We start from the raw sequence: 25,353 nt of genomic DNA on the forward strand, positions 1-25,353 counted from the left end.
CCGGCGACCCCCTCATGAATCCGGCTCGAACAGGCTTGTGACGTCAGCGACAATGTCGGCGATCGGGCGCGTTGCATCGAGCGTCAATGCATTCTCGTCGGCTGCCGGCGCTTCGAGCGTGGCGAACTGGCTGTCGACCAGGCTTGCCGGCATGAAATGGCCCTGGCGGGAGCCGACACGCTGCTTTGCCGTCGCCGGATCGATTTCCAGGTAGAGGAACAAAATGTCCTGGCAAAAGCCGCGCAGACGCTCGCGATAACTGCGCTTGAGCGCCGAGCAGGCGGCGACGACGCCCTGCCCATCGCCGACCGGTCCTGCAATGCGCAGGCCGATCGCGTCGAGCCAGCCTTCGCGCAATGCGTCGGTCAGCGGCTCGCCGCTTGCCATGCGCGCGACGTTTTCCGGTGGATGCAGCCGGTCGCCCTCGACGAAGACAGCGCCCAGCGCCGCCGCCAGCGCTTCGCCGACCGCCGACTTGCCACAGCCGGCGACGCCCATCACCACGACGGCCGGTGCGGGCCGAATGCAATCGCTCTGCATTTGTGCTGTCTTTTCGTCCACGATGCGGGTCAGCGGCTGGCCGGCGCACGGCCGTAAAGCAGGAGCATGGCGACGATGACGACGCCATAGATGATCTGCCGCCCCGCCTCCGGCATCTGCATGACGGAAAGAATGGATTGCAAAAGCGTGATCAGGATGACGCCCGCGACCGTGCCGAGATAGGAGCCGCGGCCGCCGAGGATCGAGGTGCCACCAAGCACCACCGCAGCGATCGACGGCAGCAGATAGGCGTCGCCCATCGACTGCGCCGCCTTGGAGGCATAACCGGCCAGAAGCACGCCGCCGAAGGCGGAGAGCCCGCCGGATACGGCGAAGGCGATCAGCACCACGCGCCGCGTGTCGATGCCGGAGAGGTAGGCGGCGCGCTCGCGGTTGCCGATGCCGTAGACCGTGCGGCCGAAGCCGGTGCGGGTCAGCACGAAAACCATCGCAGCGCCGATCAGCGCCCAGATGACGACGGCATTGGGCACACCCGGAATGGCAAAGCCGGTCGCCAGATAGCGCATCGCCCGGGTCGCCGAATCCTGCGGCGAGAAGCCGCCGGTATAGACCACCATCAGCCCTTGCGCGACGGCATTGGTGGCGAGCGTGATGATCATCGAGGGAATGCGCAGATAAGCGACGCCAATGCCGTTGACGATGCCGATCGCGACGCCGCAGAAAATGCCGAACGGGATCGCCAGCGCCACGCCGAGCGGGCCGTAGGCGGCGGCCGCACAGGCCATCATCGCGCCCGTCGCCACCGACCACGGCACCGACAGGTCGATCTGGCCAAGCAGGATGACCAGCATCATGCCGGTGGCGATGACGCCGAGAAACGACGCCACCTTGAGCTGCTGCAGCAGATATTCCGGCGACAGGAAGCTGCGCGAGTAAAGGCTGCCGACAAACAGCAGCAGCACGATGCACGCAAAGGCGGTCAGCACCGCAGGGTCGGCGCGGCGGATGAATTTCGGCATGCGGCCGGCGATGCCGGCGATGGTCGTTTCGCTCACAGGAACCACTCCAGCCGGTTGCGGACCCTGAACAGGGCGAAGGCGCCGAGGCTGACGGCGATCAGCAGGATGACGCCCTGGAACAGCGGCTGCCAGAGCGGATCGAAATCGAAGACGAAGAGCAGGTCGCCGATGGTGCGGAAGGCGAGCGCGCCAAAAATCGCGCCGATGGCGCTGCCCTTGCCGCCGAACAATGAGACGCCGCCGAGCACCACGGCGGCGATCGAGAACAGCGTATAGGCATTGCCGCTGGCATAGGCCGCCTCGCCCGTATAGGTGAAGAAGGTCAGGAACAGCCCGCCGATCGCGGCCAGCAGGCCGGCCAGCGCATAGGCGGCGAATTTTCCCCGGCGGATCGGCACGCCGGACATGTAGGCTGCCATCTCCGAAGATCCTGCGGCATAGGCCGCGCGCCCAAGCACGGAGCGGCTGAACGGCACCCAGACGACAAGCACGACGGCCAGCAGCACCACCAGGCTCGCCGGCACCACGCCGAACAGCCGCCCGGTCAGCGCGTCGGCAAGATCCTCGTTGACCGAACCGCCCGGGAACGGTCGCAGCAGCAGCGCGATGCCGAAATAGACCGCGCCGGTGGCGATGGTGGTGACGATCGGCTGCAGCCGTCCGTAGATGACGATGGCGCCGTTGATCGCCCCGCACAGCAGTCCGGTGCCGAGCACCGCGACGACACCGAACGCGGTCTCGATGCCGGTGCCGATGACCAGCCACGAGGCCAGGCAGTTGGTCAGCAGAAAGATCATGCCGACGGAAAGGTCGATGCCGGCGGTGATCACCACCAGCGTCTGCGCCATGGCGACGAAGGCAAGCAGCACGCCTTTGTTGGAAGCCGTCTGCACGACATTGGCGGTAAAGCCGGCCGGATGGTTCGAGGTGTAGATCGTGAACATCACGATGAAGATACCGAACGCCAGCAGCGTTCCGCGTTGTTCCGCAAGCCAGTAGCGCCAATCTTTCACGCGTCCGCTCCTCGGGCTGGCGTCTTCGCCATGCCTCTAACGGGCATCTCTTCGCCATGGATGTTGAGCGCGCTGGCGATCAGCGCCCGCTCGGTGATCTCGGCGCCGACCAGCTCGCGCTTGACCGCTCCGTCATAGAGCACCAGCACCCGGTCGCAGCAGCCGATCAGCTCGTCATAGTCGGTCGAGTAAAACAGGATCGCCGCGCCCTGGTCGGCAAGCTTGCGCATCAGCTGATACAGTTCCTGCTTGGTGCCGACGTCGATGCCGCGCGTCGGGTCGTTGAGCAGGATGATGCGCGGCTGCCGCATCAGCCATTTGGCGATGACGACCTTCTGCTGGTTGCCGCCGGACAGCGCGCCGACCGGGATGTCGAGGCCGGCCGTCTTGATCGCCAGCAGGGCGACCATGTCGTCGATCAGCCGCTGCTCGGCGGCACGGTCGATGATGCCGGCCCTGGATAACCGGTCGAGTGCGGCAAAGGAGAGGTTTTCGCGCACCGTCATCGGCAGCATCAGGCCTTCGGTCTTGCGGTCCTCCGGGATCAGCGCCATGCCGATCCGGTCACCGCGGGCCTTGGCCGGGCTGGCGATCGCCACCGGTTTGCCGTCGATCAGTATCTGGCCGCTGAGGCCGCGCAGCACGCCGAAGAAGGCGAGCAGCAATTCGCGCTGGCCCTGGCCGTCGAGGCCGCCGAGGCCGACGACTTCGCCCGCCCCGACCGTGAGCGAGATATTGTCCAGCCGGTCGGTCCACGACAGTTTTCGCGCCTCCAATACCGGAGCGGTTATAGCCGGGGCGCGCACCGGCTTCGGTGGGAAAATATGGCTGTATTCGCGGCCGATCATCAGCTCGACGACTTCATTGTCGCTCTTCGAGCCCGCAACATAGCTGGCGACGTTGCGGCCGTTGCGGAACACCGTGCACTGGTCGGCCAGTTCGGCGATCTCGTTCATCCGATGCGAGATGTAGAGCAGCGCCAACCCTTCCGAGCGCAGCCGCTTCAAGACGCCAAAAATCTTGGCGACGTCGGCCGCGGTCAGCGCCGAGGTCGCCTCGTCGAGGATCAGGATGCGCGGCTTCCTGGCAAGTGCTTTGGCGATCTCGACCATCTGCCGTCTTGAAAGCGGAAGGTCCTTGACCAGCGCCAGCGGGTGGATGTCGGCGGCGCCTGCACGCGCCAGGGCTTCTTCCGCGATGCGCCGCTGCGCCTTGCGGTCGATCATGCCGAACCGTGTGGGCGGATCGGAAATGACGATGTTGTCGGCGACGCTGAGTTCGGGGACGAGCGACAATTCCTGGAAGATGCAGACGATGCCGGCCTGGTTGGCCGCGGCCGGCGACGCGAAGCTCACCTCGCTTCCGTCCAGCATCATGCGGCCTTCGTCAGGCGCGACGACGCCGGCCATGACCTTGATCAGCGTCGATTTGCCGGCGCCGTTTTCGCCGAGGATGGCGTGGATGCTGCCTGGCGTGACCGAAAGCTCGGCCTTTTCCAGCGCCCGCACACCGCCATAGCGCTTGGATATGCCCTCCATGCGGAAGAGCGGAACCGCACCGTCCATCGGCCCCTCCCAAGGCGCTTGTTCACCGGGACCGGCGCCGCGGAATAACCCGGGGCGCCGAGCGATCAGCCTACTGATTTTCCTTGCTCTGGCCCATGATTTCCTGCGCGGTGAAATTGATGCCGCAGGTGGGGAAGGAATTGCCGACGAAGAAATTGTCGGACTGGTCGGGGAAATAGTCCTCGCCCTCCTTGAAGTTCGGATCCTCGACGATCGCCAGCGGCAGCTTCACCGCCTGCGGGACGACCTGGCCTTCGAGCGCGGCGATCGCCGTCTTGATGGCGACCGCCACCTGGGCGGGTCCGGTTCCGGCCGACGAGCATTTCAGCCCTTCTGAGGCGAATTTGGCGCAGAATTTGCGAAAGCCATTCTCCGTTTCGCCGCCGAACGGCACGAACGGATGCTTGGCGTCGATCATCGCCTGAACGATGCCGGTGTCGCCACCCTGCCCGGTGACGCCGTCGAAGGGACCGTTGGTGGCGATCGCGTCGGCCGTAGCCTTTTGCGCGACGCCGTCGTCCCATTTGCCGACGACTTCGGTGACCTCCCACTTCTTGCCTGAAGCGTCGAGGGCCTCATGGATGCCGTTGTGGCGGTCGGTGTCGACCGACGTGCCGGCAACGCCGCGCACCTCGAGGAGCTTGCCGCCATTGGGGATATGCTTGATCAGCCAGTTGGCCCACAATTCGCCAAGGCCTTTCTGGTCGACGTTGACGTTGATGGCGTCCTTGGTGTCGAGGATGTTGTCGAAGGCGACCAGCACCACGCCGGCTTGCTTGGCGCGCTTGATGACCGGACCGAACGCCGTCGGATTCTGCGCGTTGACAACGATCGCGTCATAGCCGGAATCGATGAAATTATTGATCGCCGAAATCTGCGCCGGCACGTCTTCGCCGGTCGAGACGACCTTGAATTCCTTGAGCTTGGCCGCGACTTCCGGCTGCGCCGCATAGGCTTTTGCCGTCTGCACCATCTGGATGCGCCAGGTGTTGGCGATGTAGCCATTGGCGAGCGCGATGCGGTACGGGCCTTCCTTCTTGGGGAACTTGAAGAACTGCGTGTCGGCGGCCCATGGCGCGAAGCATTCCGGCTCGGCGGATGGGCCTGCGACGATTTCCGGTTCGGCGAGCGCCGACGAACTCAGCATGACGAATGCAGTGGCGGCGACGACGCCACCTACGAGTGACTTGATCATCGATATTCCTCCCAGTTGCAGTTTCTGATTGTTCTTACGCGTCTCGCGTGCCTGGCTCGGCACCTCCTGCCTTGCCGTCGCGCTTTCAGGGTGGCCGAATGCCAACCCGATCTCCTCCCTCGTGGCTCAGTAAACCGGAATAAAAACTATCATATTATACATAATAAACAAGCATCAGCTGTCGCTTATATATAATAAACAGACTTTCGCTGTTTCGCGAGCTTTCGCCTGGATATAACTGGTAGCGCTACCATGACGTAGAGTAAAGCGGCATTTGGCGATGCCTGCAAGCGCTTTCAGCGGGCAGTGCTCTCACGGCGCTTGAGTTCGAAGCCAAGGTCTACGACCGGTTGTTGCGGCCGCTTGCCTGCAATCGCCGCGAGCGCCATGGCGACCGACAGCCGGCCGATCTCGTAGCGAGGCGTCCGGACGCTGGTGACCGAGGGGAAAGCCACTTCCATCATGTCGAGATCGTTGAAGCCTGTGATGCCGATCGTCTTCGGCACGGCAATCGAGGCGCGGTGGCACTCGAACAGCGCGCCGAGCGCGATGTCGTCGTTGTTGCAGAAAATCCCGTCCAGCGTCGGCATCTTGGCCAGCGCGTCGCGAAACAATTCGCGCCCGAGCGTCACGCTGGACGGCACCGGCGTGGTGGTGACAAGCCGCGAGTTGAACAGGCCGGCCGCCTCCATCGCCGCGCGATAGCCGGCCAGACGCCGCTGCGAGCGCGGGTCCATGCGCGCGCCGATGAAGCCGATGCAGCGATAGCCCATTTCGATCATGTGCTCAGTCGCCGCCCTGCCGCCATCGAAATGCGAGAAGCCGACCATCATGTCGACCGGATCGGGGCCGGTCTCCATGACCTGCACCACCGGGCAGCCGGCCGTCTCGAGCAGTCTTCGCGAAACTGGCGTCTGGTCGATGCCCGCCACGATCAGCGCCGCCGGGCGCTGCGGGCCGAACACCTGCAGCAGCCGTTCCTCCTCGAGGCCGGAATAATGGGTGTTGCCGAACTGGATGCGGTAGGAGCTGTCGGACAGGCTGTCATAGATGCCGCGCAGCACTTCGGCAAAGACGCTGTTGGTGAGCGACGGCACCAGCACGCCAAAGACCTCGGCGCGCGCCGAAGCCAATGCTCGCGCATTCGGATCGGGCAGATAGCCGAGCTCATCGACAGCAGCCTGGATCTGGCGGCGCAGATCCTCCGAAACGCGCTCCGGCTCGCGCAAGGCACGGGAGACGGTAATGGCGCCGACGCCGGCCTTGCGCGCGACATCGGCGATCGTCGGACGGCCGCCGCCACGGCGCGAGCGCGGTTTGGTCATAGCCTGGTCCCGAACGCGGCGCCCTCGCCGAAGCGCGACCGCGAAATGCTGTTCAGCGTCTTTGCCACTGTCGCCATGCCAATCCGACTTTGCCGCACCCGACTTGCCACACCCGTCTGGCGTCGCGCAGCCTTTCCCCATTGTCAAGCAAACCGGGCAGGACGCTACCCGAACTCGGGTAGCGCCACTGTTTGAATTTCGGCTGTGGGTGGTGAGCGGGCGTCTTGTCGTCCACCGTGCTCAGTCTTCTACGCCGTGCGTCGTCCGCTGCGCCAGTTCGTGGCATAGGGCAACGCGAACAGATAGAGACCGCTGAGGATGAGCAAGCCGAGCGGGATCAGCGGCATGAGATATACCCAATAGGCCGGCTCGACACCTACGCCCAAGGTGATGAAGATGGCAGCGACGACCGCCGTAAAAATGATCGACAGCCAGCGGTGGAATTGCCGGATCCACGTGTTCCAGTTCATTTGGGACCTCCTCTGAAGACGAGCCGCACGACCCGCTTGGCGCCTTTTTTGCTACCTTGTTTCGTTGACGGACGTCTTGTTGGGCATTGCGTTTCGCCCGCAGATGCCTATGGCGCCGGCACGCCTATTCTATTCGCGCCAGGACCTGCTCCAGCTTCGCAAAGAACCGCTGCCATCCGTGTTGGGCGCCCTGATAGTACTGCTGCTGATCCGGCCGGAAGCCCAACTGCTCCATGCGCAGATGGGTCCCCGTGCTCGTAGGGGTGAGCGTCCACGTGACGACACTTCTGAGATCCTTGGTATCCCACGTGTAAGACAGCGTCTTGCTGGGCTCGACTGCCTGGACCTGACAGTCGACCGTCCCCCAGTCCGCGCTCAGATTGAAACGGTGCCCCTCGTCTGGCTTGAAATCGTTCTTCATCAGCCACTCCTCGATCAAATCTGATTGGGTGAGCGCGCGCCAGATCTTTTCCGGCGGAAAAGCAACCTCCCGTTCAACAATGACGGCGCGCGTTTCGGTCTCGGTATTGGTCATTGGTCCATCCTTTTGAGCAGATCTTCGAGGTTGTCGAACCGGCTTTGCCAGAACCCAGCCATTTGGTTTGTCCAGTCGATCAGCGGCGCCAGGGCGCCGAGTTCCGCGCTATAGTGCGTGTTGCGGCCTTCGTGGCGATCGCGCACCAACCCGGCCTGCTTCAGCACCCCAAGATGCTTTGACACGGCCGGTTGCGAGACCCCGGCCCGAGCGGTCAGGGCCGCGACGGTTTGGTCTCCGTCGCGACACAGCCGCTCGAAGATGGCCCGTCGCGTCCGATCGGCAAGCGTTTTGAAGAGGATCTCGTGGGGCTGTGACATGGCGATCGATAACTCTCTGGCTATTGGAAACCAATAACCGCCGAGATATGTGTCCGTCAAGCAGGAACCTGGACCGGGCTCGCGTCACGGGGGCCTACCCCCTGTCGCTGCCATCGCTCTGGCCAGCGGGGTCAGTGCTCAGGCCATCGCCGCGGCGCTGCGCCGTGCCTTCCACAGCACCAGCACCATGGCCGCTATGTTCAGCAGGTTCCAGGCGATGCCATTGAGGAACGCGGCGGCGTAGGAGCCGGTCAGATCGTAGATCCAGCCCGACATCCAGCCGCCGATTGCCATGCCGAAGATCGTTGCCATGATTACGATGCCGACGCGCTGGCCGGCCTCTTTGGCGGGCATGTATTCGCGCACGATGATGGCATAGCAAGGCACGATGCCGCCCTGCGACAGGCCGAAGACCAGCGAGACGACGTAAAGCGACGCGAGCCCGTCGAAGGGGATGTAGAACAACAGCGACAGGGCTTGCAGCACCGAGCCGATCAGCAGGGTTCTCACGCCGCCGATGCGATCGGCGAGGAAGCCGGACGCCAGCCGGCTGACGACGCCCGCCGCCATCATGATCGACAGCATGTCGGCGCCTCGCGCCACGCCGTAGCCGAGATCCATGCAATAGGCGACGATATGGACCTGCGGCATCGACATCGCCACGCAGCAGCCAAGGCCGGCGACGACGAGCAGCACCTGCAGCGCTGCCGGTGACAGCGAGATCGGCTGGACCGGCCGGCTGCCGGGTGAACCGGGAGCGGGATGTGGTGCGCCGCGCCTGAGCAGCAGGATCAGCGGCAGCATGGAGGCGAGGCAGACGACGCCGATCGCGGCATAGGTGAAGCGCCAGCCCTCGCTCTGCATGACGTAGGGCATTGCCAACGGCCAGATCACCCCGGCGAGATAGCTGCCGGCGGCGGCAGCCGTCACCGCGACGCCGCGGCGGCGGTTGAACCAGTGCGAGATGTCGGCGATCAGCGGCCCGAAAATCGCCGACGTGCCGACGCCGATCAAAAGCCCCTGGACAAGGGTGAACTGCAGGATCGAAGTGGTCAGCGACGCCAGCAGGAACCCTATACCGAGCGTCACCGAGGCAATGAGCGCCGGTATCCAGTAGCCGATGCGGTCGATGGCGCGGCCGACCAGCACATTGCCGACGGCGAAGCCAATCATGGTCGCGGTATAGGGCGTCGAAGCGGCGGCGCGATCGATGCCGAATTCGGCCTGCATGGCGGGCAGCACCACGACCACCGCCCACATGCCGACACCGCCGATCGTCGCCAGCAGCATCGAGATGCCGAGCCGCAGCCAGGCATAGGCGCTGTCTATGCCGGGGCTGCTTGCCTGGCTGGAGGCGGTTGTGGTCAAGGCGTTTCCTGTCCGCGGTGCGCAAGTCGACGGGTTCGACACCACTATCGGCACATTGGCGGCGCCGTGCAGCGCCACATCGCCCAATTGCGTGGCTCCAGGGATTTTGAGCTGCAGTGGAACGGTGGCCGCCGTCCCGGAGTTTTTCATCAAACTTGCCAATAGGCCAATAGAAGGGAGAAGGAGCTTGTCATGACCGCGAAAAGGAAATGGTCGGCCGAGGTCACCGAGCACAGTGATGCGCTGGACCTCGAGGAACATATCTTCGAATCCCACGACCCCAAGAAGATCGCAGCCTCGCTGAAGCGATCGGCCGAGCACAGCGACCGGCGCAAGGCCGAGCCGTTCCAGTCCGCCATGTCGATGCTGAATTTCTACATCAACCGCGCCGGCACGAACCTGCCGGCCAAGCAGAAGAAAGTGCTGGAGGACGCCAAGGACGAACTGCGCGCCGCGTTTCGCCGCCCGAGAGAACACTGAGCAAGGAGCGAAGCGACGCGGCGCAGACCCTGGGAGCCATTCCGTGACAGCCGCCGAAGAATGCAACGGCTCAGAATAAAAGCGCTCTGTAGCGATCCTTCGCGCCCCCCTCTGTCCTGCCCTCTTTGCCAAGACTCGACATCTCCCCCACTTGGGGGAGATCGGCAGCTTCGCGGACAGCGTCCGCAAGGTTGGTGATTGGCGGAATCAGTGATGAAGCCAATCTCCCTCCTTGTGGGGGAGATGTCCGGCAGGACAGAGGGGGGCGCTGTCCCTCCGCGATCAAAGGTCCTGCACCGCAGCAGTGCTCCAAGGTAACGGCATGGATCCTGGGGTCTGCGCGGCGTCGCTTCGCTCCTTGCTTCGCCCCAGGATGACGAAGGCATGGGACCCTGCGGCTAATCTCAAATCTTGGAGATTGGCGGCTGTGGCCCGGCGGCGATCGCGAACGGGGAGATTGCGAACGGCGAAATTGCGGGCGGTGGAGAAAGAAGATGAAGCGCTGCAGTGGTCCCGCGCTATATCAGCGCGACTTGATGACGCTATCTGTATTGGCCAACAGCTTGCGCACCGCGTTGCGTGCCGCATCCGGCCGCTGCAGGCGGATGTTCCTTTCGATCGCCTCGTGCAGCTTCTGCGCGTGCTGCAGATCGTCCAGTTCCCGCGTCGTATAGGCGAACAGATGATCGAACGCCGATTCGATCAGCACGCCGAGCGGCACCAGGAGGTCGTTACCGGAGGCGCGCAGGATCGCCAGGTGAAACCGCGTGTCGGCGCGGGTGCGCTCCTGCAGCGTCGCCGCCGCGCCCATCTCCCGGCAGGCCCGGCTGATCTCGGCCATCTGCTCGTCTGTGCGCCGCATCGCGGCAAAGGCGGTCGCTTCCGGCTCGATGATGTGGCGGAACTCCTGCACCGTTTTCAGGAACACCTCGCGGTCGGGCGAGGTCGCGTACCAGGCCAGCACGTCGCGATCGAGCAGGTTCCAGCGCTCTTTCGGCTCGACCCAGCTGCCGATCTTTGGACGCGACGCCAAAAGGCTCTTGGCCATCAGCATTTTTATCGCTTCGCGCACCGCCGAGCGGCTGACGTCGAAAGTCTCGGACCATTTGGCCTCGTTGGGCAGGATGGTTCCCGGCGGATAGTCGCCGCGGACGATCCTGAGACCGATTTCGTTGGCCAGCGACGCATGCACGCTCGCCCCAGGCATGCGCGCCGTATCGGCACGGCGAACGGCAGCCGGGCGCTCGGCCGACGCCGCCCTGGCCGGTGTTTTTCGCTTATTCGGCTTGCCGTCCCGCATGCGTTCACAAAGTCCGGATTGCGAAAGCTGTCAAGCACCGGACAAGCCTCGGGCGGCAAAGCCTGCTTCTGTGCACAGATCAGCCGGGATGCATCGGCCTCGTCATGCCGTCTTGACGTATTTCCGCCAGCTGTGTTCCGGGCGGAAGCCGAGCATATCCCGCGCCTTGCGGTTCGAAAGCAGCGTCTCGTATTCGCCGAGCTCGCCCTTGACCGGCACGCCGGGATAGAACCGCTTCAACAGTTCGGCCGTCGGCAGGTCGGACGAGGTGTCGTCATTGGCGGCGTTGAACACCTGATAGCCGAGCCCGTCCGTCTCGATGGCGCGCAGGGTGATCTGGCCGAGATCGCGCGCGTCGATATAGCTCCAGGCGATCCGCTTGCGGAAACCTGGATCGGCGAACCATTTCGGGAACAGCGAATATTCATTCGGCTCGATGACGTTGCCGATGCGCAAGGCGTAGATGTCGATGCCGCTGCGCAGCGCGAAGGCGCGCGCCGTCTTCTCGTTGACGATCTTCGACAGCGCATAACTGTCCATTGGATCGACGTCGTAGTCCTCGTCGAGCGGGAAATGTGTCGGGTCGCGCGGCTCGTTGGCAAAAACCAGCCCATAGGTCGTCTCGCTGGAGGCGATCACCACCTTGCGGATGCCGAGTTTCACCGCCGCCTCGATGACATTGTAGGTGCCGAGCGCGTTGATGCGGAACACCTCGTTGTCGGGCGTGATCATGATGCGCGGGATCGCCGCGAAGTGCACCACGGCATCGACCGGCTGCGCGCGCAGCGACGGGTCGAATTCATGCAGGCCGATATAGCTCGACAGCGCATTGAACACCTGCCCGCTGTCGGTGATGTCGGTGATCAAGGTGCGCACCTTGGGATTGTCGAGCGGCTTGGTGTCGATGTTGAGCACCTGGCAGCCCTGCTCGACCAGATACTGCACGACATGACGCCCCGCCTTGCCGCTGCCGCCGGTGAACATGATCCGCTTCGTCATTTTGCTCTCCACATTCCCTGGAATACATGTGTATTGTCAGACAATATGGCATTCCGCAATCGCCTGCCAACCGCCTGCGGCGAAAACCCGCTTCAACAATTCGCCTGTCGAAGTGCAGCGCCGTCATCGAGACCGCAACACAGGATTACACGCCATGAACACCACCGCCGCGAGCGAAAAGATCGGCTTCATCGGACTGGGCCTGATGGGACACGGGATCGCGAAGAACATCGTCGACAAGGGCTATTCCCTGACGTTTCTCGGCCGCAAGAACCGCGCGCCGGCGCAAGACATGCTCGGCCGGGGCGCGAAGGAAGCCGCGACCTCGCGCGAGGTGGCAGCGGCATCCGATATCGTCTTCATCTGCGTCACCGGCTCGCGCGAGGTCGAGGCCATCATCCGCGGGCCGGGCGGCCTCAAGGAGGGCCTGAAGCAGGGTTCGGTGGTCGTCGATTGCTCGACTTCGGATCCCACTTCGACGGTGGCGCTTGCCGCCGAACTCAAGGCGATCGGCGTCGACTATGTCGATGCCCCGCTCAGCCGCACGCCGAAGGAGGCCTGGGAAGGCACGCTGGACGCCATGGTCGGTGCATCCGACGCGGTCTTTGCCCGGCTGAAGCCAGTGCTCGACACCTGGGCCGGACGTATCGTCCATATCGGTGACACCGGCGACGGCCACCGTATGAAGCTGCTCAATAATTTCATCTCGCTGGGCTATGCGGCGATCTATTCCGAGGCGCTGGCGCTGGCCGAAAAGGTCGGCATCTCGCCGCCGCGCTTCGACAGCGTCATCCGCAACGGCCGCATGGATTGCGGCTTCTACCAGACTTTTATGCGCTGGACGCTTGAAGGCGACCGTGACGCGCACAAATTCACCATCGCCAACGCTTTCAAGGACCTCACCTATCTCGAATCGATGGCCGGTGCCGCCGGCATCGCCAACCCGCTCGGCAATGCCACCAAGAACGCCTTCGCCGGCGCATTCGCCGCTGGGCCCGCCGATCAGTATGTGCCGATGCTGGCGACGCATATCGGCAAGGTCAACGGCGTCGATTTGACGCCGACGAAGGATGGGGAGAAGCAGACGATTTGAGGCGATCGGCTCGCTCTATCTGATCAAAGTTGGCGCTGCCCCTCATCCGGCTGCCGCCACCTTCTCCCCGTGAAAACGGGGAGAAGGGACAAGCTCCAGCGCTGGCGTCCCCTCTCCCCGTTCTTCACGGGGAGAGGGTAAGGGTGAGGGGCAGCGCCGACTCTGCGGTATAAATCACCGCCGCGACCGCCCGATAACTCGTCAGTATTGGCGAGCAGCCTGTGCACGGCACTCCTTGCAGCCGCCGGACGCCGGAGACGGATGTTCTTCTCGATTGCCTCATGCAGCGCCTGCGCCCGAGGCTGGTCGCTGGTTTCGCGCGTAACGATGGCGGCAACCTGCACCCATATCAGTCGTCGACAATGACGATGCAGACTACCTCTTTTTGAGGAATTTCCCGAACGCCGTCTCACTGTCATCGTTCGAGGAGAAGGTGCGGGAATAAACAAGAATTTTGAGGCGACCCATGACGCGAGAGTGTGAACCTACGCTTGACGATCTCCTGAGCGAGCCGATCATCCTGACGATCATGGCAATCTACGGTCATACTGCAGATGACATCCGACATCTAATACACCAAGTGGGCGCTCGGAAAACGCCATCAATGCTTCAGAAGCCCTCTTCGATGGCTCACGCGCCCCAGCGGATTTCCAGTCCCGCCTTGACGGCCACTTGATGGCGGATCGGTTGGTGACAGTGGCTTTTCCACGGGACGTCGTTGAGAACCGCGATCCGTGTCAATCGACGTTTAGGCGTGACATCCGCCGACAGCAGATCGCCCAGGAAACGCAAACAGGTCAGGTTTCTCTATCCCAGACCCAGTCCGCCGGCAGGCAGCGAAAGCCATCGCCCTCCTTCACGACATGGCCGACGCCCGGGACCGGATAGTGGTAGCCGGTAACGAGAAGCCGATCGTGAGCCGCGCGGCCCAGCAGGGATTTGCGCGTCTTGATGCCGAGTTCGCGATCATGGCCCCAAATCATCTGCCAATCCGGGTGATCGAACGCGAAGTGGATATTGGCGAGGGCATCGCCTGTGATCAACATCGTAACGCCGCCCGACGCCACTAACACCGACATATGCCCGGGTGTGTGGCCCGCCATGAGTTGCCGTTCGTCCAGGGCGGCGCGAATGAATGGTCATGGCGCAACTGAGCCCATGACGAACAGCGGAACGACAACCGAAATTCGGTTGAAACTTTGCTGGGGACGGGTTGTGCGAGGTTCAGACTTCCCTAGTCTCAAAGAGCATTAGCTCCACTCCGCCATCTGCAAAATTGCCAAGATCAGCCGCCGTGGCCCGACCCTCGGGGGACGCTAAGGCCGCTTGAATATCCGCAACGGAATCGAAGTAGAGCGTAGCAACAAGATGATAGCCTGAGGCCCCACCCGGTGAATGGACGCCGCCATCACTGATTTCGTATTTCCTCAAGCCGGGAATGGCTTTGGCCAGAGGAATGTGGGTCGAAACATAGTAACGGTCGAAGGCGACCACGTCTTTCGGAGTCTTGTAGAGTGCGACAAGTCTGGCCATGCTCCCCCTCTCAACCGACACTCACCGCCAGCTTTGCGCAAAAGGATACTCCTCAGCAAGAGTGCTGGCAAATGGGTTCGTTCCTCGCTCTGAGGAGGTCAACGAAGCATATGGGGTTTCAGGCCCGACGTGAGTCTTCCAAGTCGCCGCTCCCTGGCCGTTCAGAGCGATTGCGTTTGACCTTACCGCCGCGACCGCCCGATAACCTCGTCGGTGTTGGCGAGCAGTCGGTGCACCGCGGTGCGGGCTGCCGCCGGCCGCCGGAGGCGGATGTTCTTCTCGATCGCCTCATGCAGCGCCTGCGCCCGAGGCTGGTCGCTGGTTTCGCGCGTGACGAAAACGAAGAGATGATCGAGCGCCGATTCGATCAGCACGCCGAGCGGCACCAGGAGGTCATTGCCCGAGGCGCGCAGGATAGCCAGGTGAAAACGCGTGTCGGCGCGGGTGCGCTCCGGCAATGTCGCCGCCTCGCCCATCTCCCGGCAGGCCTGGCTGATCTCGGCCATCTGCTCGTCGCTGCGCCGGATCGCCGCAAAAGCGCTGGCTTCCGGCTCGATGATGTGACGGAATTCCTGGACAGTGCGCAGGAACATTTCGCGATCGGGCGCTGTCGCATACCAGGCGAGCACGTCGCGATCGAGCAGGTTCCAGCGCTCTTTCGGCTCGACCCAGCTGCCGATCTTGGGGCGTGAGGCCAGCAGGCTCTTGGCCATCAGCATTTTTATCGCTTCGCGCACCGCCGAGCGGCTGACGTCGAAAGTCTCGGACCATTTGGCCTCGTTGGGAAGGATGGTTCCCGGCGGATAATCGCCGCGCACGATCCTGAGGCCGATCTCGTTGGCCAGCGACGCATGCACGCTCGATCCGGGGATCAGCGCCGCGTCGGTCCGGCGGGCGCCGGTTGGACGGACGGCCGGCGGCTTGACTTGGGCCCGTGCCTTGACCGTGACCCGTGCCTTGACCGTAGCCCGTCCCTTGACCGTGGTAAGTCGCTTTTTCGATCTGGCGTCCGACATCCATGTTCCCCGGCACAGGCTGAACTCAAGGCGCGGCAAAGCAGGAGCGGTTCGCCCCAGCCACGTCACCTCGTAGATTTTCGTGAACCGGCGTGACGGGGCGCCCGTCGAGCGGACGCCCCGAAAACTGCGAACCTACTTCTGGATGCAGGTATCGACCGTATCCTTGGTGCACTCGTCGAGACCGGTGAAGACCGGATCGGCGACAGGCTTGCCTTCGACCAGGTCGATCATCACCGAGGGCGCCTTGTAGCCCATCTCGAACGGCCGCTGGCCGACCAATGCGGTCACCAAGCCCTCCTTGGCAATGGCCACTTCCTCACCGATCGTATCGGCGGCGCCGATGACGAACTCGTTCTTGGCGATCTTGTCGGCCATCGGCTTGAACAGGTCGCGATAGGGCTGCGGCGCACCGAACAGCGGCCAGCCGCCCATGATGCCGAAGGCGTCGAGATCGGGATTGGCGGCGAGGATATCGGTCATCGCCTGCACGCCCTTGGCACCGTCGTCATTGGTGAACACCGGGCAGCCGGCGACCTCGGTCCAGCCGCCCTCGCCGGCGAGCGCCGGGAGATCCTTCTGGCCTGTAAGCGCGTCACGCATGCCCTGGGCGCGGCGCAGGATGTTGTCGGCCGCGGGATTGCCCTGGATGGTGCAGATCTTGCCGCCGTCGGGCTTGGCCTTCTTGATGTACTCGCCGATCTTGTAGCCCATCAGGTAGTTGTCGGTGCCGAGATAGGTCTTGCGCAGCGCCGCATCTTCCTTGCTGAGGTCGGCGTCGAGCGTCATGATCGGGATCGACGGATTGGCGCTTTTGATCGTCTGCGCGATCAGCGGTGCGTTGGACGGCGAAATCGCCATCGCCACCGTGTCCGGCTTGCTCAGCATGTCCTGGACGATCTGGGCTTCGCCGGCTTCGTCCGAGGTCGATGCCGGACCGGTGTAGAAGCACTCATACTCCGAGTCGGCGTTTTCCTTGTTCCATTTCTGGCAACCCTGGTTGATGGCCTCGAAGAACGGATTGTCGAGCCCCTTCACCACGATGACGAGCTGTTTCTTGGCCAAAGCCGGCCCGGCGCCCAGCGCCAGCATGGCGACGGCAGCGAGCAATAGTGACTTCCTCATTTCAGTCCTCCCTTGAAACAGACGGACACGGCGTGCCCGCCACACAGACCAGCCCGGATGCGCGATGACAGAGGTTCGTTTCGCGAGCGCTCGTGTCGTCAAGCCGGGCCGATAAGAATTTCCAGATGCGGTTGCAGACCAGCGCGATAGGGACGCTGCCAGATCCTCGACCGATAAACCTCCGCCTGCTCAGCCCCGGCGAGCCGGAGCAGGAGATCGGCATAATCTCCTCCGACGCCTAGCTAATATCGGCTTGCGACGGACGTCAATTGCTATTTGTCCTACAAAACGGATTTTTCGAAAGAAGCCGCTGTTGACGGCAGGGGGGCATATGCGTAAATGGGCGAAAGCGCGGTTCCCGGGAGGAGCTGGGAAGAGCGAGGCCGCGGCAGGACCGCAGGCCGAAAGCACGGAGGAAGCAGACTGGTGCCGGTTCTCGAACTCGCCAACATCTCAAAACATTTTGGCGCCATCCAGGCCGTCAACGACGTTTCGCTGTCGATCGAGGCCGGACAGGTGGTCGGGCTGATGGGCGACAACGGCGCCGGCAAGTCGACGCTGGTCAAGATGATCGCCGGCAACTTCCGCCCAAGCCATGGCACGATGCAGATGGACGGCAAGGAGCTGATCCTGCACAAGCCGGTGGAGGCGCGCCAGCACGGCATCGAGATCGTCCATCAGGATCTGGCGTTGTGCAACAATCTGACGGCCGCCGCCAATGTCTATCTCGGCCGCGAGCTGCGCCGCGGCGTCGGGCCGTTTCGCATCCTCGACTACGCCGCCATGTACAAGCGCGCCGGCCAGATCTTTGCCGTGCTGAAATCCGAAACCCGCCCGCGCGATCTGGTCAAGCAGATGTCGGGCGGCCAGCGCCAGGCGGTGGCGATCGCCCGCACCATGCTTTCGCAGGCCAAGATCGTGTTGATGGACGAGCCGACGGCGGCGATCTCGGTCCGGCAGGTCGCCGAGGTGCTGAACCTGATCCGCCATTTGCGCGACCAGGGCATTGCCGTCGTGCTGATCAGCCACCGCATGCCCGACGTCTTTGACGTTGCCGACCGCGTCATCGTCATGCGGCGCGGCCGCAAGGTCGCCGACAAGACGATCGCGTCGAGTTCGCCCGAGGAAGTCACCGGGCTCATCACCGGCGCCATCGAACAGGTTTGATGCCAGCCGGTTTCACCACGCAAGCAGATAAAGGTCGACGATGGCAGTAACTCTTGACCAGACGATCGCGCAGAAACAGCACACTTTGCTGACCAGGGTGTTTGCCAGCCAGACCTTCTGGGTGGTGATCGCGGTCATCCTCGCCTGCCTGTTCCTGTCCGTCGCCACCGATTCCTTCGCCACGACGAAGAACCTCTACAACATCACCCGCAACATCACCTTCGTCGCCATCGTCGCGCTCGGCATGACCTTCGTCATCATCACCGGCGGCATCGACCTGTCGGTCGGCTCGGTGCTTTGCCTGTGTTCGATGGTGCTCGCCGTGACCATGCATGCCGGCTACGGCATCGAGGTCGGCATTGCCGCTGCGATCGCGACGGCGCTGATCATCGGCGCCTTCAACGGCATCCTGATCGCCTATCTCGGGTTTCCGCCCTTCGTGGTGACGCTCGGCATGCTGTCGATCGCGCGCAGCCTGGCCATGGTCGCCTCCAACAACACCGTCGTCTTCCAGTTCGGGCCCGACCACGACAAGCTTCTGGCGCTGGGCGGCGGCGCCTTTGTGTTCGGCATCGCCAATCCGGTGCTCTACATGATCGTGCTGGCGCTGATCACCGGCTTCGTCCTGCGCTGGACGAAATTCGGCCGGCACATCTTCGCCATCGGCGGCAACGAGCATGCGGCGACGCTGACCGGCGTTCCGGTGCGCCAGATCAAGGTCGCTGTCTACATGATCTCGGCGCTGGCAGCGGGCCTTGCCGGCATCATCCAGACCGGCTGGCTGGGCGCAGTCACCACCAATCTCGGCAACGGCATGGAGCTTCAGGTCATCGCCGCCACCGTCATCGGCGGCGCCAACCTGGCCGGCGGCATGGGCACGGCCTTTGGCGCCGTCGTCGGCGCGGCGCTGATCGAAGTGATCCGCAACAGCCTTGGCCTGCTCGGCATCAACGCCTTCTGGCAGGGGGTGTTCATCGGCGGTGCCATTCTGATGGCGGTCCTGTTCGACCGGCTCCGCAATTTCCGGCGCAACGAATAGGCCGCGGTCACGCGCAATTCGTTGTCGTTGCTATCGCTCAGTCTGAAAATCGGCCGGCGCGCCGCCTGGCGTGCGCCAGGCGCGCACATGCGCCTTGACGCGGACCCGGACTGAGCAGCACTATCCCGATTGCAGGCGAAGGGAGGCCAGTCGCCTGCGGGAGGATATACCCATGACGGAAGCGATCAGGCTCTACTGGGGCCGGTTCGGACATGTTTCTGTCCTGAACGTCGCCAGCGACTTCGTCACCCATGCCCATGTCGAGGCGCATATCATCATCTGGCTGGAAGGCACGGCCGGCGAGATGACCATCGGCCGCGAGACGGTGCGGCTTGGGCCCGGCACCGCCGCTGGCATCAATTCCTTCCAGCCGCACAGCCACGCTTTATCCCGCGACGGCCGGCCCGGCCTGTTCCTCGCCTTCTACATCGATCCGGACTGGGCACGCCGGCGCCGCGACCTGCGGTCGACCGCGCCGCTGTTTTCGGCACCGGCGATCACGCTGGAGCCGTGGCTGCACAAGGCGGCAGCCAATCTTCTCGACCATCTCAGCGACAATGAGAGCATCGACGACATCGCCAATTACGAGATCGAGCGCTTCATCGACAGCGTGCTCGACGCCGCCGACGCCTCGGCGCCACAAGTGGCGCGCGCCCGCGTCCACAGCGTGCAGGATTTTCGTGTCCGCAAGGCGATCCAGCTGATGAAGGCCAATGTCTGCGAACGCATCTGCTTCGACGAGGTGGCGCGCAGCGTCGGCCTGTCGCGGCCGCATTTCTTCGCGCTGTTCAAGGAGCAGACCAATCTGACGCCCAATGTCTACTGGAACACGCTGCGCATGGAGGAAGCGGTGCGGCAGTTGCAGTGGTCGCAGGAACCATTGATCTCGGTCGCCTGCAATCTCGGCTTCACCACGCAGGGCAATTTCTCGCGATTCTTCCGCGACCATGTCGGCGTTCCGCCGACACTCTATCGCGAGGCAGCGCGAGCCATCTCCTGAGCCATTTTCAGACTGCCCGTTTTCAGACTGCCCGTTTTTTTCAGGCTGCCGTTTTTTCAGCGTGCCAGTTTTTTCAGACTTATTGATAGGCGCTCAAGACGCATTGATAAGTGCTGCCGGGCTCGCCGCCCTACCCTCGCGACACAGCTATTGCAAGGAAATGATCATATGGCGAAAGTCACCGTCTCCAGCGTCATCGACGCACCGGTCGAAAAGGTCTGGGCGCGCATACGCGATTTCAATGGGTTGCCGAGCTGGCACCCGCGCATGGTCGAGAGCCATATCGAGGACGGCAAGGACACCAGCGCAGTCGGCTGCGTGCGCAATTTCCAGCTCGCCAGCGGCGCTCGCATCCGCGAGAAGCTGCTCGACTTCTCCGACGACAATTTCCTCGTCAGCTACTCCATCCTGGAGACGCCGCAACCGCTGACCAACCACAAGGCGACGCTGCAGCTGCGCCGGGTGACCGATGGCGACCGCACCTATGCCGAATGGACCGCAAGCTTCGACGCGGCTCCCGAGGAAGCTGACAAATTGGCCGAAGGCATGGGCGCCAACGTCTTCCAGGGCGGCTTTAACGCCCTTAAGACCCATTTCGCCGGCCAGGGTTGAGCTGAATGGGCTCATAAAAAGGACAGTTCCATGGCGCTTGCACTGCAGACTTTCTCGACGGTCAAGGACGCCAGTGCGGCGCTGAAAGCCGCCGGCACCCGCTATCTCGGCGGCGGCACGCTGGTCGTGCGCGCCGCCAATGAAGGCGACGTTTCGGTCTCCGGCCTCATCAGGTCGACCGAACCGGCGCTGTCGGCCATCACTGTTTCCGGCAGGGAGGTCCGCATCGGCGCTTCGGTGACCATGGCGGCGATCGCCCGTCACCCGGATCTGTCTTCCCTTGCCCGCGCGGCGCGCGCCGTCGGCGGCCCGGCGATCCGCAACATGGCGACCATCGGCGGCAATCTCTTCGCCCCGGCGCCCTATGGCGATTTCACCGTCGCGCTGCTGGCACTGGGCGCAACCGTCGGCACCGATGACGGCGAGGTGCCGATCGAAACCTTCCTGGCAAGACGCGAAGACAATCACGCCATCGTCACTTCGGTCGGCTTCAGCTTGCCACTGGAAGGCGGCTTTCGCTTCCTGAAAATATCGAGGGTCAAGCCGAAGGGCGTCTCGGTGCTGAGCATCGCCGCCGTGCTGGAACGAGCGCCGGACGGAACCATGTCATCGGCGCACATCGCGCTTGGCTGCATGGCCGACCGGCCGATGCGCGCCAAGGCGGCGGAGAAGGCGCTGCTCGGCAGGAAACTCACGAGCGACGGCATCGCGCCGGCGCTGGCCGTCGCGAACGACGGCACCTCGCCGATTACCGATCCGATCGCCAGTGCCTGGTATCGCAACGAAGTCCTGCCGGTCCATCTCGGCCGGCTTTTGCTCGCCTGAAAGCCAATGGCGGGCAAGTCAGCCAAGCTGCGGCGCAAGGAGTAAAAGATGACAAAGATCCCGGTTCAGTTCACGCTCAACGGCGCGGAGAAGGCCGAATTCATCGACAGCGGCACGACGCTGCTCAATGCGCTGCGCGACAAGATCGGCGACACCTCGCCAAAGGGCGGCTGCCATCAGGGCACATGCGGCGCCTGCTCGGTCATCATCGACGGCGAGCTTCGGCTGTCCTGCCTGACGCTGGCCGAAACCTGCAACGGTGCGGCGATCACCACGACATCGGGGCTTTCGCAAGGCGGCGTGCTGCATCCTTTGCAGCGCGCCTTCCTCGACGCCTTCGCCACGCAATGCGGCTTCTGCACGCCAGGCATGATCATGGCCGCCAAGGTTCTGCTCGACCACACGGCGGACCCCAGCCGCGACGAGGTGGTCGAGGCGCTGTCGGGCAATATCTGCCGCTGCACCGGCTACGAGCCGATCATCCAGGCGGTGCTGACCGCCGCGCGGTCCAATTCGCAGAACGCAGCTTGAGGGGAGTCGAAAAAATGGAACTCCGCAAGAGCTATTTCGCCGACCAGCGCACGGACGATCTGCACGAGATCGGCCAGCCACGGCCGCGCTCCGATTCGCCCGGTCATGTCACCGGCAAGACCGCCTATTTCGCCGACCGCAGTTTTCCAGGCATGCTGCATCTGAAGATGGTGCGCAGCCCGCATCATCACGCCCGCATCCGCAGCATCGACACTTCAGAGGCGGAAAAGCATCCGGGCGTGGTGAAAATCCTGACCGCCAAGGACGTGCCGCACAATGTCTACACCATCCTGATCCTGATCCAGATCGGGCCGGAGGACGAGACGGTGCTGGCCGACGGCAAGGTGCGCTGGAAGGGCGAAGCCGTGGTGGCGGTGCTGGCCGAGACCGAGCGTGCCGCCCAGGAGGCGGCGGCCAAGGTCAAGGTCGACTACGAGGTGCTGCCGGCCGTCTTCGACATGGAAGAAGCGCTGAAGCCCGGCGCGCCTGTTGTCAACGAATATCACGGCCGGAATTATTACCTCTATGACAGCGGCGAATGCCGCAAGGTGCGCTTCGGCGATGTCGAGGCCGGTTTCGCCGGCGCCGATCACGTGCTCGAGCAGACCTATCAATCGTCGCCGATCGAGCACGCGCCGACCGAGACGACCGGCTGCATCGTCGCGCCGGAGGGCAACGACCGCTTTACCTGCTACACCAACACGCAGGCGATGTTCTTCACCCTCGACAACGCCTCGATCATCCTGCAGATGCCGGGCAACAGACTGCATTTCGTCGGCGGCACCGTCGGCGGCGGCTTTGGCGGCAAGGTCGACGTCATCGTCGAGCCGATCGCCATCCTCGGCGCCAAGCTGACCGGGCGGCCGGTCTCCTTCATCTACAGCCGTGAGGAGGAGATGCAGATTTCCTCGCCGCGCGCCGCCGAAAAGGTCGTCATCAAGGACGGCGTCATGAAGGATGGCCGCATCGTCGCCAGAAAAGTCACCGGCTACACCGATGCCGGGGCCTATTCGCGCCATTCGCCCTATGGCGCGCAGAAGGGCGCCGGCCACTATCCCGGCCCTTACACCATCCCGAATGTCTGGATCGACACCTACTGCGTCTACACCAACCGCACCCCCTCCTCCGCCATGCGCGGCTTCGGCGTCACCATCGGCGATTTCGCGCTTGAGGTGCAGATGGACAAGCTCGCCCGGCTGATCGGCATGGACCCGCTCGAGTTCCGCTTCATCAATGCCTACCGCGACGGCGACATCAAGGCGCACCGCCAGCCGACCGAGGGCGCGGCGCTGATCGAGTGCATGCAGGAAGCCTCGCGCGCCGCCAACTGGCCGGTGGCGGACAAATTCATGGCGATGTCGTCCTACGCGAAGGGAGCTTGAAATGGCGATCAGGCGCGGGCGCGGCGTCGCCGCGATCAACTATCCGACAGGCATGAACCTCGGTGGCGATCCAACCCAGGCGCTGGTCCATTCGACGCCGACCGGCAATTTCATGGTAACGCTGTCGAGCGTCGATCTCGGCCAGGGCATGAAGCAGATCATGGCGCAGATCTGTGCCGAGACGATCGGCGTACCGACCGACCGCGTCGTCGTCGACACCGCCGACACCGACACCGGCCCGCACTGCATGGGCACCTTCGCCTCGCGCGGCACCCACCGCGCCGGCAACGCCGTCATCCAGGCGGCCAGGGAAGCCCGCCAGGTGATGCTGGAAGTGGCGGCAGAGGAACTGGAAGTGAACGCCTCGGACCTCGAGACCGACGGCCAGGGCAACATCCTGGTCAAGGGCGCGCCGCAAAGATCGATCTCGATCTTCGATGTGGCGCTGTCGGCGCATTTCAAGCGCGGCCGCTCGATTTCCGGCCGCGGCATGTTCTTGATCCCGCGCTCCTATCCGGAAAAAGAAACCGGCGCGATGAAACCGTCGACCTGCTACGCGCATGCCTGCACGGTGGTCGAGGTCGAGGTCGACGACGAAACCGGCGAGGTCACCGTGCTGACGGTGAAGAACGTCTTTGAGATCGGCCGCGCGCTGAACCCGAAAATGGTCGAGCAGCAGCTCGTCGGTGGCTCGTGGATGGGCATCAGCCACGCGCTCTACGAGACGACGGAACCCTATTACCCCGACCGCGATCATGGCGGCACCGACTTCAACCAGTATCTGATGCCGGGACCAGGCGATCTTGCGCAAACCGAGATCATCGTGCTGGAGAGGCCCTCGGCCGACGGACCCTTTGGCGCCAAGGGGCCGGGCGAAATGTGCGCCAACCCGCAAATCCCGGCGGTCGCCAACGCGGTCTTCGACGCCGTCGGCGTGCGCATCGACACGCTGCCGATCACGCCGGAACGCATCCTGCGGGCGCTGAAGGCGCAAGCCTCGAACTGAGTGCTGGAAATGCCCAAAAGAAGCGCCCGGACTGGAAGCGCCGACACTGTCGTGATCTCGCCGGAGGCGGTGGCATCGCGCCTCGCCGCCTCGCGCTATCTGGCCGATGAAAGCCTGGCCACCGCCATTTTCCTGGCGATCCGGCTGGGCAAGCCGCTGCTGCTCGAAGGCGCGCCGGGCGTCGGCAAGACAGAAGCGGCCAAGGCGATAGCCGAACTGCTCGGGCGCGACCTGGTGCGGCTGCAATGCTACGAAGGCATCGACGCCGCACACGCGCTATACGAATGGAACTACCAGCGCCAGTTGCTCGCCATCCGCCATGCCGGCGAGCATGAGGTCGACATCTATGACGACCGCTTTTTGATCGCGCGGCCGCTGCTGCAGGTGCTGAAGGCGCCGGAAAAGCGCGTGCTGCTGGTCGACGAGATCGACCGTTCCGACCATGAGTTCGAAGCGCTGCTGCTGGAATTCCTGTCCGACTTCCAGATCAGCATTCCCGAGCGCGGCACCATCCGCGCCAAAGCGCAGCCGATCGTCGTCCTGACCTCGAACCGCACCCGCGAACTGGCGGAGGCGCTGCGGCGGCGCTGCGTCTACCACTGGATCACCTATCCCGACGCCGAGCGCGAGGCCGAAATCATCATGCTGCGCGCCGGCGACGTCGCCAACGCCACGGCGCGCGCCGTGGCTGCCGCCGTGCGCGACATCCGCGCCCGCCCGCTGGCCAAGCCGCCGGGCATCGCCGAAGCGGTCGAATGGGCCAACGCCGCGACGATCCTCGAAAAGGGCGGCAGCCCATGGCCGGAAGCGTTCCGCCGCGCCATCGGCGTGCTGATCAAGGATGAGGAGGACCTGTCCTACATCGCGCCCGAGCTTGGCCGGATCGTCGAGGAGGCATTGGCGTGAGCCCCGCGGCCCTACCCCGCGCCGCAGC

The 25,353-nt window shown here is 63.8% G+C and carries 27 protein-coding genes and 1 pseudogene; 11 read left to right on the forward strand and 17 right to left on the reverse strand.

Annotation, left to right across the window (positions count from 1 at the left end; all coding sequences use genetic code 11):
• Positions 1-12: 12 nt before the first annotated feature.
• The 10 genes from AC0L3D_RS17500 to AC0L3D_RS17545 all read right to left on the reverse strand — a co-directional run bounded on the left by AC0L3D_RS17500 (position 13) and on the right by AC0L3D_RS17545 (position 9,311).
• Complete coding sequence (locus tag AC0L3D_RS17500) at positions 13-561, reverse strand: gluconokinase (RefSeq protein WP_473645188.1); 549 nt, start codon at positions 559-561, stop codon at positions 13-15.
• An 8-nt stretch (positions 562-569) separates the two neighbouring features.
• Positions 570-1,556, reverse strand: a complete 987-nt coding sequence (locus AC0L3D_RS17505) for an ABC transporter permease (RefSeq protein WP_023798663.1) — start codon at positions 1,554-1,556, stop codon at positions 570-572.
• A complete protein-coding gene (locus tag AC0L3D_RS17510; protein ID WP_127293490.1) occupies positions 1,553-2,533 on the reverse strand; it encodes an ABC transporter permease in 981 nt (326 codons plus the stop codon). The genes AC0L3D_RS17505 and AC0L3D_RS17510 overlap by 4 nt, the downstream gene beginning before the upstream one ends.
• The gene (locus tag AC0L3D_RS17515) at positions 2,530-4,098 is read right to left on the reverse strand and encodes a sugar ABC transporter ATP-binding protein (protein WP_287249950.1); all 1,569 of its coding nucleotides are present in this window, start codon (positions 4,096-4,098) and stop codon (positions 2,530-2,532) included. The genes AC0L3D_RS17510 and AC0L3D_RS17515 overlap by 4 nt, the downstream gene beginning before the upstream one ends.
• 70 nt (positions 4,099-4,168) lie before the next feature.
• The gene (locus AC0L3D_RS17520) at positions 4,169-5,293 is read right to left on the reverse strand and encodes a sugar ABC transporter substrate-binding protein (protein WP_027154324.1); all 1,125 of its coding nucleotides are present in this window, start codon (positions 5,291-5,293) and stop codon (positions 4,169-4,171) included.
• Positions 5,294-5,589: 296 nt separating this feature from the next.
• The gene (gene gntR, locus AC0L3D_RS17525) at positions 5,590-6,618 is read right to left on the reverse strand and encodes an HTH-type transcriptional regulator GntR (RefSeq protein WP_023798659.1); all 1,029 of its coding nucleotides are present in this window, start codon (positions 6,616-6,618) and stop codon (positions 5,590-5,592) included.
• Between the two features lie 248 nt (positions 6,619-6,866).
• Positions 6,867-7,088, reverse strand: coding sequence for a hypothetical protein (locus AC0L3D_RS17530; RefSeq protein ID WP_287229374.1), 222 nt, complete (start codon positions 7,086-7,088; stop codon positions 6,867-6,869).
• Positions 7,089-7,212: 124 nt separating this feature from the next.
• Positions 7,213-7,623, reverse strand: coding sequence for an SRPBCC family protein (locus AC0L3D_RS17535; RefSeq protein ID WP_287174559.1), 411 nt, complete (start codon positions 7,621-7,623; stop codon positions 7,213-7,215).
• A complete protein-coding gene (locus AC0L3D_RS17540) occupies positions 7,620-7,943 on the reverse strand; it encodes an ArsR/SmtB family transcription factor (RefSeq protein WP_128247742.1) in 324 nt (107 codons plus the stop codon). Before AC0L3D_RS17540 ends, AC0L3D_RS17535 begins: the two co-directional genes overlap by 4 nt.
• Positions 7,944-8,081: 138 nt before the next feature.
• On the reverse strand, positions 8,082-9,311 hold the full coding sequence (locus AC0L3D_RS17545) for an MFS transporter (RefSeq protein WP_473645205.1): 1,230 nt from the start codon (positions 9,309-9,311) through the stop codon (positions 8,082-8,084).
• Between the two features lie 192 nt (positions 9,312-9,503).
• Between AC0L3D_RS17545 and AC0L3D_RS17550 the strand changes: the two genes are divergently transcribed.
• Complete coding sequence (locus AC0L3D_RS17550) at positions 9,504-9,791, forward strand: DUF3175 domain-containing protein (protein WP_473630039.1); 288 nt, start codon at positions 9,504-9,506, stop codon at positions 9,789-9,791.
• 523 nt (positions 9,792-10,314) lie between these two features.
• Here the strand turns inward: AC0L3D_RS17550 and AC0L3D_RS17555 are convergent.
• Both AC0L3D_RS17555 and AC0L3D_RS17560 read right to left on the reverse strand, forming a co-directional pair.
• Positions 10,315-11,091: a FadR/GntR family transcriptional regulator gene (locus AC0L3D_RS17555; protein ID WP_287052673.1), complete on the reverse strand. Its 777-nt coding sequence runs from the start codon at positions 11,089-11,091 to the stop codon at positions 10,315-10,317.
• Positions 11,092-11,193: 102 nt separating this feature from the next.
• Entirely contained in the window at positions 11,194-12,090 is an 897-nt protein-coding gene (locus tag AC0L3D_RS17560; protein ID WP_473628139.1) for an NAD-dependent epimerase/dehydratase family protein, read from the reverse strand.
• 154 nt (positions 12,091-12,244) lie between these two features.
• Between AC0L3D_RS17560 and AC0L3D_RS17565 the strand changes: the two genes are divergently transcribed.
• Positions 12,245-13,183: an NAD(P)-dependent oxidoreductase gene (locus tag AC0L3D_RS17565; protein ID WP_473645189.1), complete on the forward strand. Its 939-nt coding sequence runs from the start codon at positions 12,245-12,247 to the stop codon at positions 13,181-13,183.
• Positions 13,184-13,357: 174 nt separating this feature from the next.
• Here the strand turns inward: AC0L3D_RS17565 and AC0L3D_RS17570 are convergent.
• From AC0L3D_RS17570 to AC0L3D_RS17590, 5 genes and pseudogenes are all read right to left on the reverse strand, one after another.
• Positions 13,358-13,509 (reverse strand): annotated as a pseudogene (locus tag AC0L3D_RS17570) (FadR/GntR family transcriptional regulator); the annotation flags it as partial.
• Between the two features lie 471 nt (positions 13,510-13,980).
• The gene (locus AC0L3D_RS17575) at positions 13,981-14,286 is read right to left on the reverse strand and encodes a hypothetical protein (protein WP_473628135.1); all 306 of its coding nucleotides are present in this window, start codon (positions 14,284-14,286) and stop codon (positions 13,981-13,983) included.
• 121 nt (positions 14,287-14,407) lie between these two features.
• Positions 14,408-14,716, reverse strand: coding sequence for an EthD family reductase (locus AC0L3D_RS17580; RefSeq protein WP_091599210.1), 309 nt, complete (start codon positions 14,714-14,716; stop codon positions 14,408-14,410).
• A gap of 182 nt (positions 14,717-14,898) precedes the next feature.
• Positions 14,899-15,732, reverse strand: coding sequence for a FadR/GntR family transcriptional regulator (locus AC0L3D_RS17585; RefSeq protein WP_023798647.1), 834 nt, complete (start codon positions 15,730-15,732; stop codon positions 14,899-14,901).
• A gap of 135 nt (positions 15,733-15,867) precedes the next feature.
• Entirely contained in the window at positions 15,868-16,857 is a 990-nt protein-coding gene (locus tag AC0L3D_RS17590) for a sugar-binding protein (RefSeq protein ID WP_473493725.1), read from the reverse strand.
• A gap of 426 nt (positions 16,858-17,283) precedes the next feature.
• Here AC0L3D_RS17590 and AC0L3D_RS17595 point away from each other — a divergent pair, with 426 nt between their 5' ends.
• The 9 genes from AC0L3D_RS17595 to AC0L3D_RS17635 all read left to right on the forward strand — a co-directional run bounded on the left by AC0L3D_RS17595 (position 17,284) and on the right by AC0L3D_RS17635 (position 25,325).
• A complete protein-coding gene (locus AC0L3D_RS17595; RefSeq protein WP_027154335.1) occupies positions 17,284-18,024 on the forward strand; it encodes an ATP-binding cassette domain-containing protein in 741 nt (246 codons plus the stop codon).
• 40 nt (positions 18,025-18,064) lie between these two features.
• Complete coding sequence (locus AC0L3D_RS17600) at positions 18,065-19,063, forward strand: ABC transporter permease (RefSeq protein ID WP_128175099.1); 999 nt, start codon at positions 18,065-18,067, stop codon at positions 19,061-19,063.
• 172 nt (positions 19,064-19,235) lie between these two features.
• A complete protein-coding gene (locus tag AC0L3D_RS17605; protein WP_287241005.1) occupies positions 19,236-20,063 on the forward strand; it encodes an AraC family transcriptional regulator in 828 nt (275 codons plus the stop codon).
• Between the two features lie 168 nt (positions 20,064-20,231).
• Entirely contained in the window at positions 20,232-20,675 is a 444-nt protein-coding gene (locus AC0L3D_RS17610; RefSeq protein WP_473628134.1) for an SRPBCC family protein, read from the forward strand.
• 30 nt (positions 20,676-20,705) lie between these two features.
• Complete coding sequence (locus AC0L3D_RS17615; protein ID WP_473628133.1) at positions 20,706-21,500, forward strand: FAD binding domain-containing protein; 795 nt, start codon at positions 20,706-20,708, stop codon at positions 21,498-21,500.
• Positions 21,501-21,548: 48 nt separating this feature from the next.
• Positions 21,549-22,031, forward strand: coding sequence for a (2Fe-2S)-binding protein (locus tag AC0L3D_RS17620; protein ID WP_473616197.1), 483 nt, complete (start codon positions 21,549-21,551; stop codon positions 22,029-22,031).
• Between the two features lie 14 nt (positions 22,032-22,045).
• Entirely contained in the window at positions 22,046-23,413 is a 1,368-nt protein-coding gene (locus AC0L3D_RS17625) for a xanthine dehydrogenase family protein molybdopterin-binding subunit (protein ID WP_473628131.1), read from the forward strand.
• A 1-nt stretch (position 23,414) separates the two neighbouring features.
• A complete protein-coding gene (locus AC0L3D_RS17630; protein WP_027154342.1) occupies positions 23,415-24,419 on the forward strand; it encodes a xanthine dehydrogenase family protein molybdopterin-binding subunit in 1,005 nt (334 codons plus the stop codon).
• Positions 24,420-24,428: 9 nt separating this feature from the next.
• Positions 24,429-25,325, forward strand: coding sequence for an AAA family ATPase (locus AC0L3D_RS17635; protein WP_473628130.1), 897 nt, complete (start codon positions 24,429-24,431; stop codon positions 25,323-25,325).
• Positions 25,326-25,353: the final 28 nt, after the last annotated feature.

This window comes from Mesorhizobium sp. WSM4837 (assembly GCF_055811435.1).